11 protein-coding genes are annotated in these 17,558 nt (G+C 43.8%); 3 read left to right on the forward strand and 8 right to left on the reverse strand.

The window, feature by feature from the left end:
* The first annotated feature begins 7 nt into the window (after positions 1-7).
* The gene (locus AB6E52_RS09135) at positions 8-2,764 is read left to right on the forward strand and encodes an immune inhibitor A domain-containing protein (RefSeq protein WP_102320320.1); all 2,757 of its coding nucleotides are present in this window, start codon (positions 8-10) and stop codon (positions 2,762-2,764) included.
* 213 nt (positions 2,765-2,977) lie between these two features.
* On the opposite strand, the gene AB6E52_RS09140 is transcribed toward AB6E52_RS09135, so the two are convergent.
* The gene (locus AB6E52_RS09140) at positions 2,978-4,153 is read right to left on the reverse strand and encodes an MFS transporter (RefSeq protein ID WP_017064421.1); all 1,176 of its coding nucleotides are present in this window, start codon (positions 4,151-4,153) and stop codon (positions 2,978-2,980) included.
* Between the two features lie 243 nt (positions 4,154-4,396).
* On the opposite strand from AB6E52_RS09140, the gene AB6E52_RS09145 reads away from it, so the two are divergent.
* On the forward strand, positions 4,397-5,287 hold the full coding sequence (locus AB6E52_RS09145; protein ID WP_017061891.1) for a LysR family transcriptional regulator: 891 nt from the start codon (positions 4,397-4,399) through the stop codon (positions 5,285-5,287).
* Positions 5,288-5,381: 94 nt separating this feature from the next.
* Here AB6E52_RS09145 and AB6E52_RS09150 read toward each other — a convergent pair whose 3' ends face one another.
* The 6 genes from AB6E52_RS09150 to AB6E52_RS09175 all read right to left on the reverse strand — a co-directional run bounded on the left by AB6E52_RS09150 (position 5,382) and on the right by AB6E52_RS09175 (position 15,390).
* A complete protein-coding gene (locus AB6E52_RS09150; RefSeq protein ID WP_372134457.1) occupies positions 5,382-10,277 on the reverse strand; it encodes an ATP-binding protein in 4,896 nt (1,631 codons plus the stop codon).
* A gap of 70 nt (positions 10,278-10,347) precedes the next feature.
* On the reverse strand, positions 10,348-11,373 hold the full coding sequence (locus AB6E52_RS09155) for an HD-GYP domain-containing protein (RefSeq protein ID WP_102320322.1): 1,026 nt from the start codon (positions 11,371-11,373) through the stop codon (positions 10,348-10,350).
* 310 nt (positions 11,374-11,683) lie between these two features.
* Complete coding sequence (locus AB6E52_RS09160; protein WP_017061894.1) at positions 11,684-12,448, reverse strand: ABC transporter ATP-binding protein; 765 nt, start codon at positions 12,446-12,448, stop codon at positions 11,684-11,686.
* Between the two features lie 12 nt (positions 12,449-12,460).
* Entirely contained in the window at positions 12,461-13,411 is a 951-nt protein-coding gene (locus AB6E52_RS09165) for an iron chelate uptake ABC transporter family permease subunit (protein WP_017061895.1), read from the reverse strand.
* Positions 13,404-14,357 (reverse strand): ABC transporter permease, encoded by a 954-nt coding sequence (locus AB6E52_RS09170; protein ID WP_102320323.1) that lies wholly within the window; start codon positions 14,355-14,357, stop codon positions 13,404-13,406. The genes AB6E52_RS09165 and AB6E52_RS09170 overlap by 8 nt, the downstream gene beginning before the upstream one ends.
* Before the next feature lie 100 nt (positions 14,358-14,457).
* Positions 14,458-15,390 carry a siderophore ABC transporter substrate-binding protein gene (locus AB6E52_RS09175; protein WP_017061897.1) on the reverse strand — a complete coding sequence of 311 codons (933 nt, stop codon included), beginning with the start codon at positions 15,388-15,390 and terminating at the stop codon, positions 14,458-14,460.
* Positions 15,391-16,318: 928 nt separating this feature from the next.
* On the opposite strand from AB6E52_RS09175, the gene AB6E52_RS09180 reads away from it, so the two are divergent.
* A complete protein-coding gene (locus AB6E52_RS09180; protein ID WP_004731601.1) occupies positions 16,319-16,528 on the forward strand; it encodes a hypothetical protein in 210 nt (69 codons plus the stop codon).
* Positions 16,529-16,758: 230 nt separating this feature from the next.
* Here AB6E52_RS09180 and AB6E52_RS09185 read toward each other — a convergent pair whose 3' ends face one another.
* Positions 16,759-17,352 carry a hypothetical protein gene (locus AB6E52_RS09185; RefSeq protein WP_017061898.1) on the reverse strand — a complete coding sequence of 198 codons (594 nt, stop codon included), beginning with the start codon at positions 17,350-17,352 and terminating at the stop codon, positions 16,759-16,761.
* Positions 17,353-17,558 lie beyond the last annotated feature (206 nt).

The raw sequence follows: 17,558 nt of genomic DNA on the forward strand, positions 1-17,558 counted from the left end.
AAATATAATGAAAATGATGAGAAAAACATTGTTGGCTTCAGCAATGCTTACTCTATTTAGCGTCAGTGGTTATGCAAAAACACCTATTGATTTAGGCGTAGTTAATGAAGACAAACTCATTGAAATGCTAGTTAGACAAGGCTTAGTCGACCAAGATGCAACCGATGCGGCAAAGCGCGATGCGCTTGACCGTTACTTGAAAAATAAAATCAATTCCGGTTTCAAAGGCGATGCTCAATTCGGAAAAAAAGCACTTGAGCAACGCGCAAAAATACTCAAAGCCATAGAAAAAGGGTCTGGCGTTAAAAAAGCGAGTGTCTTTGCTTTAGAAGTCGGCACCAAGCGCACCGATAAAGTACTCGCTCTATTGGTCGATTTCCCTGATTTGAACTGGGATGACAACAAGTTGACCGAAGAGCACACGCAGATGCTCTACGAGAGCTACAACCCTGAACATTATCAAGAGTTGTTGTTTTCAAATTCTGGCTACACAGGGCCAAATGGCGAAAACCTAATCTCGATGCGCCAATATTACCAAAGCGAATCAGGCGACAGTTACAGCGTTTCAGGTCAAGCGGCAGGTTGGTATCGCGCCTCTAAGCCTGCGTCATTCTATGGTGGCAACTCCCCTACCACCGACAACGACCTAAACGCCCAAGAACTGGTTCGTGAAGCGCTGAATCAACTGGCTCAAGATCCGAGTATCAACCTTGCCGATTACGACATCGAAGATCGTTACGATTACGACGGTGACGGAAATTTCCGCGAACCCGATGGTGTGATTGACCACCTGATGGTGTTTCATGCATCGGTAGGCGAAGAAGCCGGTGGTGGCGTGTTAGGCCCTGATGCGATTTGGTCTCACCGATTCAACCTTGGTCGCACTCATGTACTGGAAGGTACTTCTAGCTCGCTTCCAGATCGATTTGGTGGCCAATACGCGGCGTTCGATTACACCATTCAACCGATTGATGCGGCTGCAGGTGTTTGTGCCCACGAATATGGCCATGATTTAGGCTTACCAGACGAGTATGACACGCAATACACAGGCAAAGGCGAACCGGTTTCTTACTGGTCAATCATGTCTTCGGGCAGTTGGGCTGGTCAAATTGGTGGTACACAACCAACGGCATTCAGCTCTTGGGCAAAACACTTCCTACAGAAATCGATTGGCGGACGTTGGGTTAACGATGATCAGCTCTCGATTGATGACCTAGAAGACAATCCACAAGTGTATACGCTGTTCCAAACAACGGATAACAGTCGTCCTAACATGATCAAAGTGGATCTTCCTGAAAAGCAGATTGAAAGTCTGAAACCCTTTGAGGGCGAGTATTCATTCCACTCTCAAAAAGGCGATGATCTGAAAAACAGTATGACTCGCAAGTTGATGATCCCAGCGGGTGATTCTGCACTGCTGTCTTTCAAAACTTGGTATGAGATTGAAAAAGACTACGACTTTGCGCGCGTGCTAATCAACGGACAAGCCATTGCAGGAAACATTACCTCAATGGACGATCCATACAACACGGACCTCGTTCCTGCTATTGGCGGCGAATCTGGCGGATGGGTCGACGCTGAGTTCGACGTTTCACAATGGGCAGGCCAAGAAGTGGAACTGTCTTTTGAATACATCACCGATGGCGGCTTAGCAATGGAAGGCTTCTATTTAGATAACCTTGCTGTTGTTGTCGATGGTGAAGTGACCTCAATAGACGATGGTGAAAGCAACTCCACCTTCGCCCTTAATGGTTACAAGCTGAGTAATGGATTCCATCAAGCGCAGCACTACTATCTATTGCAATGGCGCAGCCACATGGATGTTGATGAAGGCCTAGCGAACATCAAACGCATGGGACAACTGATGTCATTCGACCCTGGCTTGATCATTTGGTACGTCGACGAATCACTAACCGACAACTGGGTAGGTAAACACCCTGGTGAAGGTTGGTTAGGCGTGGTCGATGCAGACCAAAATGCCATGGTGTGGGCAAACTCTGGTGAAGCGGCTCAAACACGCTACCAAGTTCGAGACGCAGCGTTTTCACTCAAAGATCATACTCCAATGCGTCTTGTAAACAGCGACAACGATGTACTCGAAGATACCAGTTTGGTTGGCAATGCTAGCTTCTCGGATGACCAAGATTACACATCGCCTCAAGCACCAGATTCAGGACGCATCCTGACGGAGTTTGGTTTAGCGGTCGATATTGTGAATCAGAGTGATAACAACGAATACGGTGTGGTTCGCTTATCTAAAGTAAGCCAACACAACATCGTTCCTACTGCGAACTTCGAGCTTAATGTGACTGGTCTGACTGTTTCTGCAAACAACTTCAGCTCAGACCAAGACGGTGAGATCACCCATTACCTGTGGGACTTTGGGAACGGCACAACAAGTAACGAAGTGGCACCAACTTGGTCTTATGAACAGGCCGGTGAATACACGGTGAACTTGACTGTTGTCGACGACAAAGGCGCTACCGCTTCATTTAGCTCCGTAGTGAGTGTTGAATCTCCAAACGCCCTTCCAGAAGCGAGCGCGAAGTACATTCACTTGGGCCGCTGGGTAACCATGTGGTCTACAAGTTCAGACAGCGATGGTCGTATTGTTGATACCGAGTGGACACTTCCAAACGGAAAGGTGAAACGAGGTCGCACATTCACGTCAATCTTCCCTTCATACGGAAAGCACGAGGTGACACTGAAGATAATCGATGACCAAGGTGGGATTACCACTAAGACAATTTTGGTCGACCTGTAAATCATCGCTGGCTCTGTCATGCGTATTTACAACACAAGCTTAAGTACTGTTGTCACAGGATATAAGCCAAGACAGCAGTTTTAAGAAAACGTTATTATTTAAGCCATAAGAAAAAGTCCTACCTTATTGGTAGGGCTTTTTATTGGTCGCAGTTTGAGATACTAGGGTTTTAATCACAGTAACGAAGTTACTGAACCACCATTAGATGATCCATTACACAGGCTGCTTTTGAATACGCGATTTACGAGCACTGAATGCGAACAGCAAGATAACAGCTAACACGAATGGTAATACGTAGATATTGAGGTTCTGCCACCCTGCTGTCGATTCTAGCCAGCCAGAGAGCATCGCTGTAATCGTCACACAGCCAAAGACAATAAATTCATTAAACGCTTGTGCCTTAGCTTTATTCTGCGATTGGTAGGACTGACTAAACAAACCTGTTGCCGCGATAAACATAAAGTTCCAACCGACACCAAGCACAACTAGAGCCGCTCTGAAGTGCCAGATAGATTCGCCATGAATGTTAATCGCGATACAGACGACGAACAGAACCCCGCCTGCCAAGATCATCATTCTTGAGCCAAACTTCTCGATAAGTGAACCAGTAAAGAATGCAGGAACAAACATCCCCAATACGTGCCACTCAATGACGCCCGCTGCTTTGGTAAAGTCAAAGCCACAACCAATCATTGCCAATGGCGTTGCTGTCATCAGGATATTCATCACCGCATAAGCGACCATGGCAGCAAACACTGCGCCAATAAAGTTAGGCGCTTTTACTATCACACTGAGAGGATCGGATTTAGGTGCCTGACTATTAAAAGAGACTTTTGGAAACTGAATTGTTTGTAAGATGAGTAACGCAAGAATGTTCAATCCAATCAAAGAAGCAAAAGCACCAATGTACAAGCCATCTTGCGACCACTGTTGCGACATAATCGCCAAATTTGGTCCTAATACCGCGGCTAAAACGCCACCAGCCATCGAGATAGAGATCGCTCGGTGACGGGCATTTTCATCACACACCTCGATTGCAGCAAAACGATAAAGCGTGCCAAAACCTATGCCTATCCCAAGTAAGAACGTAGCGAAACAAAACAGATAGAAATTTTGCTGAGACAGTGCGTAGGTGGCAAGACTAGCTCCTGTAATGCCAACCACATTACCAATGCTAAATCCTCTCTTTCTCCCTAACTTGCCTGAAATTAAAGATGCTGGAATAGTGGCTGCCATTAGACCCAAAAACTGCAGTGCAACCGGCAAGGTGATCATGCTGACACTGGGTGCAATCTGCTTACCGATCAAACCAATCACAGAGATCAGTAATATGTTACCCGTCATCAACAAGGCCTGACACAGTGAAAGCAGCCAAACATTTCTATTCATCTTCGTTCCCAAATATGAGCACAGTTGGTCAATAGACCAAAAATTCAACAAAGTCGCAACACTTTGTTACTCATAGCAACTCTACAAAGCGACCAATAGACCAATATAAAGTGCTACCACCACATGACTTTGATTAGCGTTACTTAAGACGCTAGAGTTGAAATTATCATTACTTAAGATAATAATAATTTTCTGTTATTTATTGGCTTTGTTATTTATAGGCTTTAGTATTTGAAGGTGAGTATGATTAATCCACTTTGGCTCAATACGTTTAAGACTCTGGTTGAAGTTGGCCATTTCACCCAAACGGCAGAAAAGTTGTATATGACACAACCTGGAGTCAGCCAACACATCAAGAAGCTTGAACAAGCTTGTAATTGTGACCTGCTATCTCGAGAAAACAAGAGCTTCGAACTGACCGAACAGGGTCGGATTATGTATCGCTATGCGATCAAACTAGAGAAAGACCAAGAAGATCTTTTTGAGTCTCTGAGTTTTGATAACCCTTATGCTGGGCAATGTCACTTGTCTTGCTCTGGCTCACTCTCTTTGCGTCTGTATCCCAAGCTTCTTGAACTTCAACAGCAACACCAAGAGCTCAGCATTAACTTAGAAGCCGCTCCAAACAAAAAGATATTGAATGACCTAAGCGAAGGCACTACCGATATCGGCATTGTTAGGCATTCCCCGAACGACAGCTACTACCAAAGCCAAGTCATCGGCAAAGAAGCACTGTGTCTTATTGTTCACCACAGCCTTGCTGATTTAGAGATAACGCCGCAAGTATTGAATGACATTGGCCTGATTGCCCACCCAGATTCTGCACATTATCTGTCTTTGTATTTCGACCTTTGCGGAGATAAAGACTTAGCGAACATCAACGTTAATGAGATACCAAGATCTGGCTACATCAATCAGCTTCACCAGATCTTGCTACCCGTATCAAAAGGATTAGGTTTTACCGTGTTACCGGCTGGCGCGGTTGAACACTTCCCAGATAGAGACAAGCTACACGTTGTGCCGCCAAAGGTAGAAGTAGAGGAAACGCTGTATCTGGTTCAAAAACGAAACCGAAAACTGCCGCACCGATACGATACGGTTGTTGAGCTAATCAAACAGAACGTGAGTCGTTAGTTCGGTATAGATAGATTTAAAGCCTTTAGCTAGCTGGTTATTTCGCTATAAGAGCTAAAGGCTTTAATGTTGAAGTGATATTTATAAAAGACAACTACTCAGAAGCGCCAAACCCCTCTTTTGCTCGTTCAAAGTCATAATTATCTAACGCACTTCGAACATCTTTGAGAACAACAGAATGTGGATACTGTGCCAATAACTCAGTCACATATTGAGTTGCATCGTTATCATAAGCATCCAGCAGTGATAGCAACTGAGCATGCTGTTCTGACGTGATGCTCGGTGAATCAGAGGTATCAGCAAGACTCGCATCGGCTTCTTCAGTACTTGTCGTATTGAATCCCCCAACACCAGACACATCAAAGCTGATCTCAACTGCTTTAATCAGTTCGATTAACCCAAGTTCGCCTTGCTTAAGATCTGCTTCATCACACGCCTTGTTATGCGCTTTGCTTTCTAAATCACTGAGTAACTCTGCCAATCGCAATCCACCAATCGAAGCTGCCATGCTTTTTAAGGTATGTAGATTACGCTCTAACGTCTCCCAGTCGCCTTGTACTACGTTATCAAAAGCATCCGACATAATGTCTGGCGATCCTTGGCAGAACCTATCAAGCATTTTGGCTTGCAGCTTCACATCATGATAAGTCAGTTGCTCAAACCTCGACTGAGAGAAAACAGGCGGCTCAATTTGGGGATCGGAGTGCAATTCCGCACTCTCACCAGAATCACCTGTCTGGATCGCATCTGAAGAGGTGTCTGATGGCGCTCGACCTTCAACTAAGACCTCAGGAACAATGTATCGAGTAATCAAAGACATCGCTTTATCAATAACAATAGGCTTATCCAAGAAGTCCGTGATGCCCGACGCCCTCGCTCGTTGTTTCGCATCAGCAAAAACATTGGCTGACATTGCAATAATCGGTACATCTATATCGAATTCACGAATCAAACGGGTAGCTTCAAAGCCGTCCATAATCGGCATTTGAAGATCCATGAAGATTATTTCGTAGTCGTTGTTTTTAGCTAACTCCAGCGCTTCCTTTCCGTTTTCAGCAAGATCGGCATTTAATTTAGAGCGACTGAAAAATGCTAAGGCGAGATCTTGGTTCAGCTCATTGTCTTCAACCAATAGCACTCTTTGCCCTTTGAACTCTATCTGATAATCCAGTTGCAACTCTTGAGCTTTGAAGTCGGCTAACGCATCCGAGCTTGAGCGTGGCAATGTCAGTACAAAGGAGAACTCACTGCCTTGCCCGTAAACACTCTCTACCGTAATTTGACTGCCCATCGCATGAACTAATTTCTGGCTAATGTTGAGCCCAAGCCCTGTACCGCCAAACCGACGTGTCGTTGTGGTATCCGCTTGGCTAAAGGCTTCAAACAGCTTGTGACGGTTCTCATCCGAAATGCCTATCCCGGTATCCATCACACTCACTCTCATGGTTAGGCTGCTGTCGTTCGAGTCAACATGCTCCACCGTTAACGCTACGCTGCCTTTTTCCGTAAACTTAATCGCGTTGCCCACAAGGTTGAGTATGACTTGGAACAACCTCAAGGGATCGCCTTGCAGTGGCGTGTCTAACTCTGGGTCGATGACCATCGACAAATTGAGTTGTTTCTCAGCTGCTTTCGACTCCATTAGTTCAATCACATCTTTAAAGGTCGTTACGGGATCAAACGGGACGTTATCAATAACAAGTTGTCCAGCTTCTATCTTTGAGAAATCAAGGATGTCATTGATGATACCGAGTAACGAATGGCCAGAACGGTGCACTTTCTCAATGTAATTTCGAGCGACAGGATTAGATATTTCGCCAATCGCCAGATAAGACAAGCCAATAATGGCGTTCATTGGGGTTCTTATCTCATGGCTCATATTGGCTAAGAATTCCGATTTAGCTTGGCTCGCCAAATCGGCTCTCTGTTTCTCTTCTTCCAATTGTTCGTTAAGGCGCTTCATTTCTGAAATATCGAATGCCCAAAATAGTGTGGCGACTTCACCATCAATCTCAAAAAGATAGTAACTGACCAAAGCAACAAATCGGGTTCCATCAGACTTTCTGAGTACTAACTCCCTATTTTCAACTTTACCGTTAAGGTCGAGCTCTTCATGCACGCCATCACGAACGCTCAGCGAGTCATGGATAGCGGCAACGTCGATAGAAGACAACGCCTGATCTTCCACGCCAAACAAACGTTTTGCCGTATCGTTCGCGTAACGAACCTCTTCTTCAAATACCACGCTGGCTGCAATTGGAGAGCTATTTAGCATGTTGTAGAGTTGGTTCTGCGCCTTTTCCAGAGCTTCGGTTGCTTCCTTAGCAATACTGATCTGCTTCGCTAATTTACGATTCCAGAAAATAATAAGAAGAAGGATCACCAGAGAGAACACCGAAATGGTGTAAACCAATTGATAATTAACTCTTTCTATCGCTTTTGGCGCCGCCCACTTCGCCGATATCTTTTGATGTTCTTCAGCAGAAATACTCTCAATCGCCTTATTCACAATCGAATAAAGCAAAGGCTCAGATTTGATGACATGTAAGGTGGGTGAAAGGAAAAAATCAAGTCGTCCGACAATTCCAATCTCTCGATGACCAAATGAATCAATGAGGTAATTGAGGACATCAACAGTGTCGACCATGCCGTCTAAGGTTTTATCATCCAATCGGTTGAGCCCATCGGCCGTGGATTCTACCTCTACCCACTCAACGTTCGGGTACTTATCTAAAATCGCGTTAGTATTTGCCGCATTCTTCAATATACCGATTTTCCAACCATCAGCTTCTTCAAGTACCAAGCTACTAACGTCTCTTCTCGATGCAATGGCCAAACGACTTGAAAACAAGCTTTTAGCTGCTTTGACGTTATCTCCTAACGAACGATTCTCTTGAGCTGCTGAGACCAGTTCCACTTCATGATGATCAACCAAGCTTCGGGTCTCAGACCAATTCGCCACGTCAACATGCTGAATACTTAGCCCTGTTTTTTGTTCAATCAGCGTTAGATAATCATCAATCATCCCGATGTATTCACCGGTATTGGATACCGCTTCATAAGGTAACGAATTCGGATCGATACCTATACGTACATCCGGATTATCTTTAATCCACGCCCTCTCTTTTTGGCTTAGATTTAGGATCTCTCCAGTCAAGTTACTCGCTTGATAAACATCCGCAATATAGCGTTTCGCCGCATCTCCGAATGAACTAAATTGTTCGACAGATGGAAAATAAACATAGTTCCGCTCTAACGAATTAACATCAAAGTAGAAAGTCATCGAACCAGAGTTGATACTCCCTCCCTTGGTCCTATAATTCGCCACCTTGGTGACTGATGAAAAGTGAGAGGTATTTTTCTTCTCTCCATATTGATCAACTAGGTTGCCTATGTACCAAGATTTGATCGGGCGACTATTGTTATCCGCTTGTGCGGTGATCACCTGAAAAGAACTGTCCGTGTCGAAAATTTCAAACACTTCCGTCAACTCTTCAAAGCGGTCGTTGACGATAAAATACGCAGATATTTGCGCGATAATATTCGCTTTTTTAAGGACTAGGCTTAAATCACTCTGAACCTGCATCTCGATAATTTGGTTTAAGCCGTCATCCTCCTGTTTAAGCCTTTTAATTGCGGCATTGAAGCTATCTCTGATTTCTTCACTCTTAAAGTCCACATAGATCGGATACTCAACTTTATACTCGTCATGTAGCGTTAGCTCTGCCATTTCAATAAAACGAGTATTGGTGATAAACCACTCTAGCACTCTTCGTTCAACCATTAGCAGGTCAACATTTTGAGCCCTCAACTGCGAGAATGCTGATTCAAGATCTTCGTAATCTTCAACACGATCAATGTCTAACTTACTCTTCAGAACTTCAACAGAGTTTTTAATTGTGGATGTTTCGTCGAACAATAACGCCCCTAATGATAGGTCTTTTGGGGATTGAAGTTGGAGTTTGCGGCGAGTTAGTGAAACAGGAACAAACTCAACATTAAAAACGTTATCACTTAAAAAGTGCGCATTAGGATCATCAAACTGAACACCAGAAAAAAAGGCTATAGAATTATTGTTATCGATGGCTTTTTTAGCGGCGCTAGGTGGAAGTGTGACAACGTCACCTAGTTTATATCCCATGTCATTCAGTGCACGCTGAAGAATGTCGTACTGTAGCCCGACTGCGGTGCTGTCTGGGTAAATATACGGAGGGTTACCAAAGCCAAACACGCCTTTTAGCGGCACTCGATAGGGGGAACTGTCTAGCCACTTCGATAAAATCTGGTTCTTGTTATCAACGTCGAAGGTTTCAATCTGTTTGTTGATTAGCGTCAGCAGTTCTGGTTCATCGGTTCGAATCACCATTGATGCTTCAAACCTTTTCCAATGCTCCAGAACATAATTTACCGCTAAATCATGAACGCCAATCTTTTTCGCAAGATCCATAGTGGTGATAGGTTCACCGACCATGCCTTCGACATCCCCGGCCCCTAACGCACGTACTGCATCAATAACGTTATCAAAATTCACTCGCTCAATAGAACTCAATTTGACACCGGCTCGCTCCAAATCGATATTTTCGTTAACCATCGCAATACGGCGTTTATTATTTTGATCTAGGTTTCCATCGAGTTTGTTGTCGATGGGAACAATCACTGCGACCTGATAAGGAATATAGGGAGCACTCGCAAGAAAACGGCCACCTTCACTTGGGTCGAACTGTTGGAATGGAAATACATCGCCTCGCCCGTCGACTAACGCGGCTTTAGCCTCGACACGCGAGTTAACTGTGACAAACCGAACATGAACACCAAAACGCTGTTCAAGATCTAATGTCCAATCTTTGATGATCCCAGAAACCTGCCCATCATCATCGATGAATGAGTAAGGATAATGGTTGGCCAAGACAACAAAAGTTACCGTAGGTTGGTTTCCCAACCACTGATTTAACTCAGTATCTGTTACCTCAGCAGCATTCGTAGATCGCATTAGCAGCGACCACACCACAAGTGTAATGACCAGAAAAACAACCAAACGATTTAGCGACAACATCAAGCCATCACTCATCTCTAAATTTCTCTTTAATTGCTAGAATCTCAGGTAACTTCAGAAAAAACACATCAACGATAGTTGGATCAAAATGTTTGCCTTTCTGTTCTTCAAACAAGTTCAGCGCCTCATCAATACTCCAAGCTTTTTTATAAGGGCGCTCTGCGGTCAGGGCATCAAACACATCAGCAACAGCCGCAATTCTTCCAACCAATGGGATACCTTCACCAGCTATCTGGTTTGGATAACCACTGCCATCCCATTTTTCGTGATGATATTGCGCCACCTGAATAGCCATACGCATCAGTTTGGAATCACTCTGCCTACCAAGTATATCAACACCATATTCGACATGCTTTTGCATAATTGTCCACTCGTCGGCGTCCAATTTACCCGGCTTGAGTAATACGCTATCAGGAATACCGATCTTGCCAATATCATGCATTGGTGCTGCATCACGCAACGTCTCGGCATCTTCGTCAGTCATTCCCAAGGCTTTAGCTAGCACTTCACAGTAGTGACTCATACGCTTAACGTGCATGCCTGTTTCATTGTCTTTAAATTCAGCAGCTCTACCCAGTATGTTCAGTGTTTCTAGCTTACCGAGATTGATATCTTGAGTTTTCTCTTTTACCTGACTAAACAACGCGCGTTGTTGGTCATAAAGTGCGATATGCGTTTTCACACGCTGGAGTGCAATTGCAGGGGTTATCGGCTTGGTTAGGTAATCGACAGCCCCCAAGGAGAGCCCTTTTACTTCGGCTTCTGGACCAATTGTGGCGGTCACGAAAATGATAGGAATGTGAGCCGTATTCGGCTGAGCTTTAAGTTGGCGGCACACCTCGTAACCATCGATGTCAGGCATCATGATATCAAGGAGGATAAGGTCTGGCTGCGGCACCATCTTCGCAATTTTGATACCAATTGTGCCGTTAATCGCTACTTTCACTTGATAAGTATCTTTGAGTATTGCCGTTAACACATCCAAGTTACTTGGGGTGTCATCCACGACTAACACTATAGGTTTCCGACTCATTGATACCTCGTATACAAATCAAACAGTTATAACCCTAGTGTAGAACGGTTTCCAGAGGTTAAGTAGAAAAAAAAACAATTGATTTTCAAAAATGAAGAGTAGATCTGTGAGTGACTTCAAACTGGCGTTATTAGAAGTACGACCAGTCAATATTACGTCAGTTAAGTTATTATTATACAAGGGGAATTACCTTTGCATTGCAACATTTCACTAACAACACAGATACTATCCGAAAACAAAAAGAGCTCCTCATATGGGAGCTCTTTTCGTTCAACGGCTAGAAAGCAAAACAACCGAGTTATTCAGTAATCTAACGACCAGAATAATACATACAGATTCGAACACCATCGAACTCACGAATCTCAAATGGGATCTCGTAGATAGACTCCATCACTGATTTTTCAACCACTTCCGAAACCTTACCCGACTTAACCACTTTGCCTTTCTTCATCGCAACAATGTTATCTGAGTAACAAGAAGCGAAGTTGATGTCATGAATCACGATAACGACCGCTTTATTGAACTCATGCGCTAAACGACGCAACGTCTGCATAATTTCGACCGAGTGTTTAATATCAAGATTGTTCAGAGGCTCATCTAAGAACACATAATCCGTATCTTGCGCCACAACCATCGCGATAAACGCCATTTGACGCTGACCGCCACTCAACTCATCAAGGTATTTGTTTTGGATGTCAGTAATGCCAAGGTGTTCTAGTGCTGTATCGACGATCTTATGATCTTCGTCTTTCAAGCGACCTTGAGAGTGTGGGAAACGACCAAAACAGACCAATTCACGAATCGTAAATCGCATGTTGATGTTATTTGATTGTCTTAACACGGCAAGGTGCTTCGCTAGCTCTTTGGTATCCCACTCAGCCAGTAACTTATCGCCAATGACCACTTCACCCGCGTCGCTGTCTGTTAAGCGGCTCGCCATTGAAAGCAGTGTACTTTTACCCGCACCATTTGGGCCAATGATAGAAGTCACTTCGCCTTTCGGGAACATAGCACTGGCATCATCAACCACGAGTGACTTGCCATACTTCTTACTTAAACCTGTTAATTTAATCACTACTTACTACCTTTACTGAATTCTGGTGCGTAACAACAAGAACATAAAATACAAACCGCCGACCAAGTTAATAATCACACTCACAGTGGTTTCAAACGCCATCACTTTTTCGATAAACCATTGGCCAGAAACCAATAGCACGATCGCTAGTAAGCTGCTTGCGATGATAAGCACACGATGCTGATAAGATCGGAATATCTGGCGAGCTAAGCTTACGGTGATCAAGCCAAAGAACAGCACAGGGCCAACCAGAGCCGTAGACACCGCGACCATCACTGACACAATCACCAAGGTAATCTGAGTCAATCGCTTGGTGTTCACACCCAGGCTTGTCGCGTTATCAACACCAAGCCAAAGTACATCAAGCTTAGGCGCTAACAACCAAAGGCCAAGCAAGCTCAAACCTAATGGAATAAGGCTGAGGTAAACCAGTTCGCCTTTCACATTATTGAAGCTTGCGAACATCACATTCTGCAGCACCGCGAATTCATTGGGATCAATCAACATCGCAAGGAAGTTCGCTAAGCTCGAGAATACGCTGCCACACACGATGCCTATTAAAAGCAGTGTGAAAACGTTATTTCGCTTGCTCTTAAAGTAGAAATGGAACAAAGCAAACGAGAACAAGATCATCACAGTTACAGACATCGAAAAGTTTGCGATTGAATCAATCACCCAGAAACTGGTACTGCCAAACACAAACAGAAGTACCGTTTGAACCAGCATATACAAGCTATCAAAGCCCAAGATGGATGGGGTTAAAATTCGATTATTAGTAATGGTTTGGAACACCAATGACGATGCAGAAATCGCCACCGCCGCCAACACAATTGACAGTAGTTTAGGTAGTCGCAGAGACAAGAAGAACTCGTAGTTATCCCACGTCAGCCCCTGCCCGATGAATAGCGCTGTCATACCCAAAGACGCGATAGCCAGAATCGCAATTTTTACTGAATCACGCATTCGACTTGTCTCTCATGATTAGGTAAATAAAAATCATGCCACCAAAGATGCTGATTACCATCGAGATTGGAATCTCATAAGGGAAGATGACGATTCGAGCTAGCAGGTCACAAGCCAACACCAAGATCACCCCCCAGTAGGCAGTCCAAGGCAGAATCTTCTTCATGTTATCGCCCATCATCAGCGACACGATATTCGGCACGATAAGGCCAAGGAATGGGATAACACCAACGATCATCACCACAGAGGAGGCACTGATAGCCACTAACGCAACACCAATGAAGACGATCTTCTGATAATTCAAACCGATGTTTTTCGCGAAGCTCTCACCGATGCTCGCCGCACTGAACTGGCTCGCGAAATAGTAAGCCAATACACAAGCAGGCACCGCGAGATAAAGGATTTCATAGCTGCCCTGCAACACGCTCGCAAAGTTCGCCATAGTCCATGCCGACATGGTTTGTACTAAGTCGTACTTATAAGCAATAAAGGTTGTTAGAGACGAAACAACGTTGCCATACATAATGCCAATCAAAGGCACCAATACCGCGTTCTTAAACTTGAGGTGTTGTAGGAAGCGAACCAATAGCATGGTGCCAAACACTGCAAACGCGAAGATAAAGCCTAAGTAGCTCCATTGCGCAGCATTGCCTAGCACTAGAATGCCGACAATGTAACCCAACATCGCACAGTCAATGGTGCCCATCGTCGAAGGCGCGGCAAACTTGTTCTGTACGATTTGCTGCATGATCAAGCCAGAAACACTCAATCCCGCTCCGGCAAGCACGATCGCGAATAGTCGAGGAATCCGACTAACAATATAAATAGAATTGGCGTGTTGGTTGCCATTGAAGAAGTCACTAAAACTGATTTCAGCGACTCCAATCATCAATGACGCAACGCATAACACAACAAGAAATACAGCAGCTGCAATGGGTTTCAACATAGGAATAATACTAAAGATAGGTCTCGGGTAGCCCGTATAAAAAAGTGAAAAAGGGCTTATAAGAACACTCTTATAAGCCCGAAAATCTGATGGTTAGTAACTATTGAATCGTACGTTCAATGTCACTAAGCATTCTATGAATCGCTGTCACACCGCCACCAGCCAAATACCAAGCACTTGAATCAAGGTAAACGATATTGCCGTGCTGCGCTGCAGGTGTTGCCGCAACCAGTGGGTTATCAAACAGTTGTTGTGCGCGTCCTTCTGATTTACCAATCGCTTTTTCGCGGTCAAGCACGTAAAGCACTTCAGGTTTTGCATCAGCTATGTATTCAAAAGAGATTAGGTTGCCGTGTGTTCCTTTAATCGGAGCCACGGTTGCACTCTTTGATTCCACGAAACCAAAGTCATCAAAGATGATTGAGAAACGGCTGCCTTTGTTGAACATCGCAATGTTGTTACCGTTGTTCATTAGCATCATTGCTGAAGTTTCGTCAGACGCTACTTTGTCGTTTACCGCTGTGATAGAAGCTTGAGTCTCTTTAATGATCGCTTCGACTTCAGCTTGCTTACCAAAGATGTCGCCTAGCACACGCCAGTTTTGCTGAGCATCAGCCCAGTACTTGTCGCCTTCAATAGAAAACATGACAGTAGGAGCAATTTGTGCCAGTTTGTCGTAAACCTTAAGCATGCGGTTTTCCGCGATGATGATGTCAGGCTTCAACATGTAGATAGCTTCAAAATCAGGTTCGCTTAAAGAGCCTGTATTTGCCGTCGTATCTTTGTACGAAGCTAGGTAATCAGGCAGCAAGCTATGAGGCGCGCCAACTGGCTGTACACCAATTTTATCGAGCACGTCTAAGCTACCGTGACCTAGAACCACCACTCGCTGTGGTACTTCAGTAAACTGCGCTGTGCCTTTCACATGCTCAATGGTGACGGTTTCCGCATGCGCGGTCATCATGAATGATGATGCTAGAACGATGGCAAGCCCGCTCAATAACTGGCGAACTGAATTGATTGTTTTCTTCATGTTTCTTCCTTTGCCATTGATACAAACCACCACTCATGACAATGAAAGTCACATTACTCATAGACGAGCATGGGGCGTACACAACTGCTAAATAACGATAATTTAAAGTCTGTCATTGGATTGACAACAAACTTGTAACGCAAGTGAGAACTATTATCAATTATATTTGCACTAAATTGGCGATACAACAACTTTATTATTCAGAAATGTAAAAGTGAGTATTCATATTTTGCGTAGTCAGGAGAGGTATTAGGAATCAGAAATATCAAAAAGACGCGAAGAGGAAAATACTCATCAACCTGAAGAAAAAAACAGATGGGGAAAGCACCCAAAAACCCTGTAATTACAACGCTGAACCCCAAAATCATGGATTGTAATTTACAATGTAAAGATCATATACAACAGAGACTTAATCATCACCAAATTAGCTGATCAATTAAACCCACTAATGACAACGAATACGAACAGCTGAAAAGCCAAGACTCAGTCAGATATCATGGTCAAATCCCTGACCTTCGCTCATTTAACCTTCAGTAACCGATGGTAAATCACCCAAAAATATTTTTGAATTTAATAGAAAATAGGGTTGTAATTTTGAAAACTAGGCGTATAGTTCGCCACCTGGCTCTAATCTATAGAGCTGTTAATGCTAAAGTAAGTCCAAGTTCCACATAGACAGTTCTCGATTCCCTCGTTACACCATCTCTGCGTCAGCTTTCACCCAGATAGTCATTCAATAGCTTTTAAATTCGATCCTACTACCGATCGATCGTCATTTGCTCTTTTGTCAGCGAAGTCAGAATAGATCGAGCACTTAAATACAAATGTAATAAACACAAGGCACAGTTATGTCACGCAGAACAACACGACAAACCCATTGGTACCAACTATCACGCGAAAAAACAGTCAATAAACTAAAAGGTAATAAATGCTCAAGATTAAAATAGATTTACACAAAGAAGAGATTTCATGGGTCACCGAGATTCGACAGCTCAATAGCGATATACTCCACCGCCACATATTGCCCAAGCTACAACATCACAGCTATCTCATCGACTTTGAATTTAATGAACGAGAAAGCATCGGAACTATCGTTTCAGGCAACGGAAACACCCTAGGACATTTCACACTCCTATAGCATTTCCCAAAGGCTACAAAAGAAACACCATCTAGTCCCAAAGATGTAAAAGATGTCACCCTCAATTCGCTCTAGCAGAACAAAATAGAGTAGAAGTAAAACAGATCTGAAACCTAGCCCTTTTTGCATTTCACACGCGGCTAACGCTAGCTAGGTTATCGTACTTCTATTGAAACCAACTTATATCAAACTCTAAATCACCATTGAGTCATTATCAGTGCATTCATGGACTAATAAGTTAACGGCATCGACCTTAACTTCTGATCAAGAGTATATAAGTGTTCTGCAGCTTGCATGTGTTGAGGGTAATCACTGAACTTCTCACGATTCTCCTCATTCATCTTACATGTCTCATCCACCAGCATTAACTTCCAATACAGCTTCGTTGTATGCAACATCGCCAGTAACGGTTTGAACACCTCTTTCTCATAAGCTTGAATCAACTCTTCAATCAACTCGTCACGTTCGTCTTCGCTTGCGATTGAACCCTCGGTTGCCGACAACACTTTTTGATACTTCAGGTTTTGTTGCAGCTTATCCATGACCGTTTGGTTTTCTTCCGCTAAGTCAACAAGCTTCGACTTAATGATGTTTACCCAATTCGCTTGGCTCAGTACTGTGTCATCAACGCTGGTAAAATCTTCTCGTATTTGTCGTTCAACATCTTTTTGAGCTTTCTTTAAAACCGCACGCACCTTTTGGAAAGGCAGCTGATACTCCTTACTTAGCTCGATAATCAGTTTATGAAAACCACCATTTGGAAGGTGTAAGTTTTCTTTAAACGTCGCCATTGCAGCTTCTTGCTGTTCGGTAAGGTGAGTCATTCTGTTTCCTATTCTTTATCACTTATGGTGCTGAGCCCGCGATCATACCATTATTACCCTCGTTTTTTCGGTAACTTGATCAGTTACACCTCGCTATGCCGTTAAATTCTCTCAGCCCTTTCTCTTTTGGCTAGTTATTAACCCACTTGGCATAAAATGGTAAATCTCTATCGGCGAAAGTTCGTACATTACGCGCTCAGGGGATA

The organism is Vibrio sp. 10N.247.311.13, from assembly GCF_041467595.1.
In the GTDB taxonomy this organism is placed as follows: Bacteria; Pseudomonadota; Gammaproteobacteria; order Enterobacterales; family Vibrionaceae; genus Vibrio; species Vibrio crassostreae_C.

What these genes read in the sequence shown, in the direction of transcription:
- AB6E52_RS09135 (WP_102320320.1), top strand. Translation starts at nt 8, where the DNA reads ATGAAAATGATGAGAAAAACATTGTTGGCTTCAGCAATGCTTACTCTA.
- AB6E52_RS09140 (WP_017064421.1), bottom strand. Translation starts at nt 4,153, where the DNA reads ATGAATAGAAATGTTTGGCTGCTTTCACTGTGTCAGGCCTTGTTGATG.
- AB6E52_RS09145 (WP_017061891.1), top strand. Translation starts at nt 4,397, where the DNA reads ATGATTAATCCACTTTGGCTCAATACGTTTAAGACTCTGGTTGAAGTT.
- AB6E52_RS09150 (WP_372134457.1), bottom strand. Translation starts at nt 10,277, where the DNA reads ATGCGATCTACGAATGCTGCTGAGGTAACAGATACTGAGTTAAATCAG.
- AB6E52_RS09155 (WP_102320322.1), bottom strand. Translation starts at nt 11,373, where the DNA reads ATGAGTCGGAAACCTATAGTGTTAGTCGTGGATGACACCCCAAGTAAC.
- AB6E52_RS09165 (WP_017061895.1), bottom strand. Translation starts at nt 13,411, where the DNA reads ATGCGTGATTCAGTAAAAATTGCGATTCTGGCTATCGCGTCTTTGGGT.
- AB6E52_RS09170 (WP_102320323.1), bottom strand. Translation starts at nt 14,357, where the DNA reads ATGTTGAAACCCATTGCAGCTGCTGTATTTCTTGTTGTGTTATGCGTT.
- AB6E52_RS09175 (WP_017061897.1), bottom strand. Translation starts at nt 15,390, where the DNA reads ATGAAGAAAACAATCAATTCAGTTCGCCAGTTATTGAGCGGGCTTGCC.
- AB6E52_RS09180 (WP_004731601.1), top strand. Translation starts at nt 16,319, where the DNA reads ATGCTCAAGATTAAAATAGATTTACACAAAGAAGAGATTTCATGGGTC.
- AB6E52_RS09185 (WP_017061898.1), bottom strand. Translation starts at nt 17,352, where the DNA reads ATGACTCACCTTACCGAACAGCAAGAAGCTGCAATGGCGACGTTTAAA.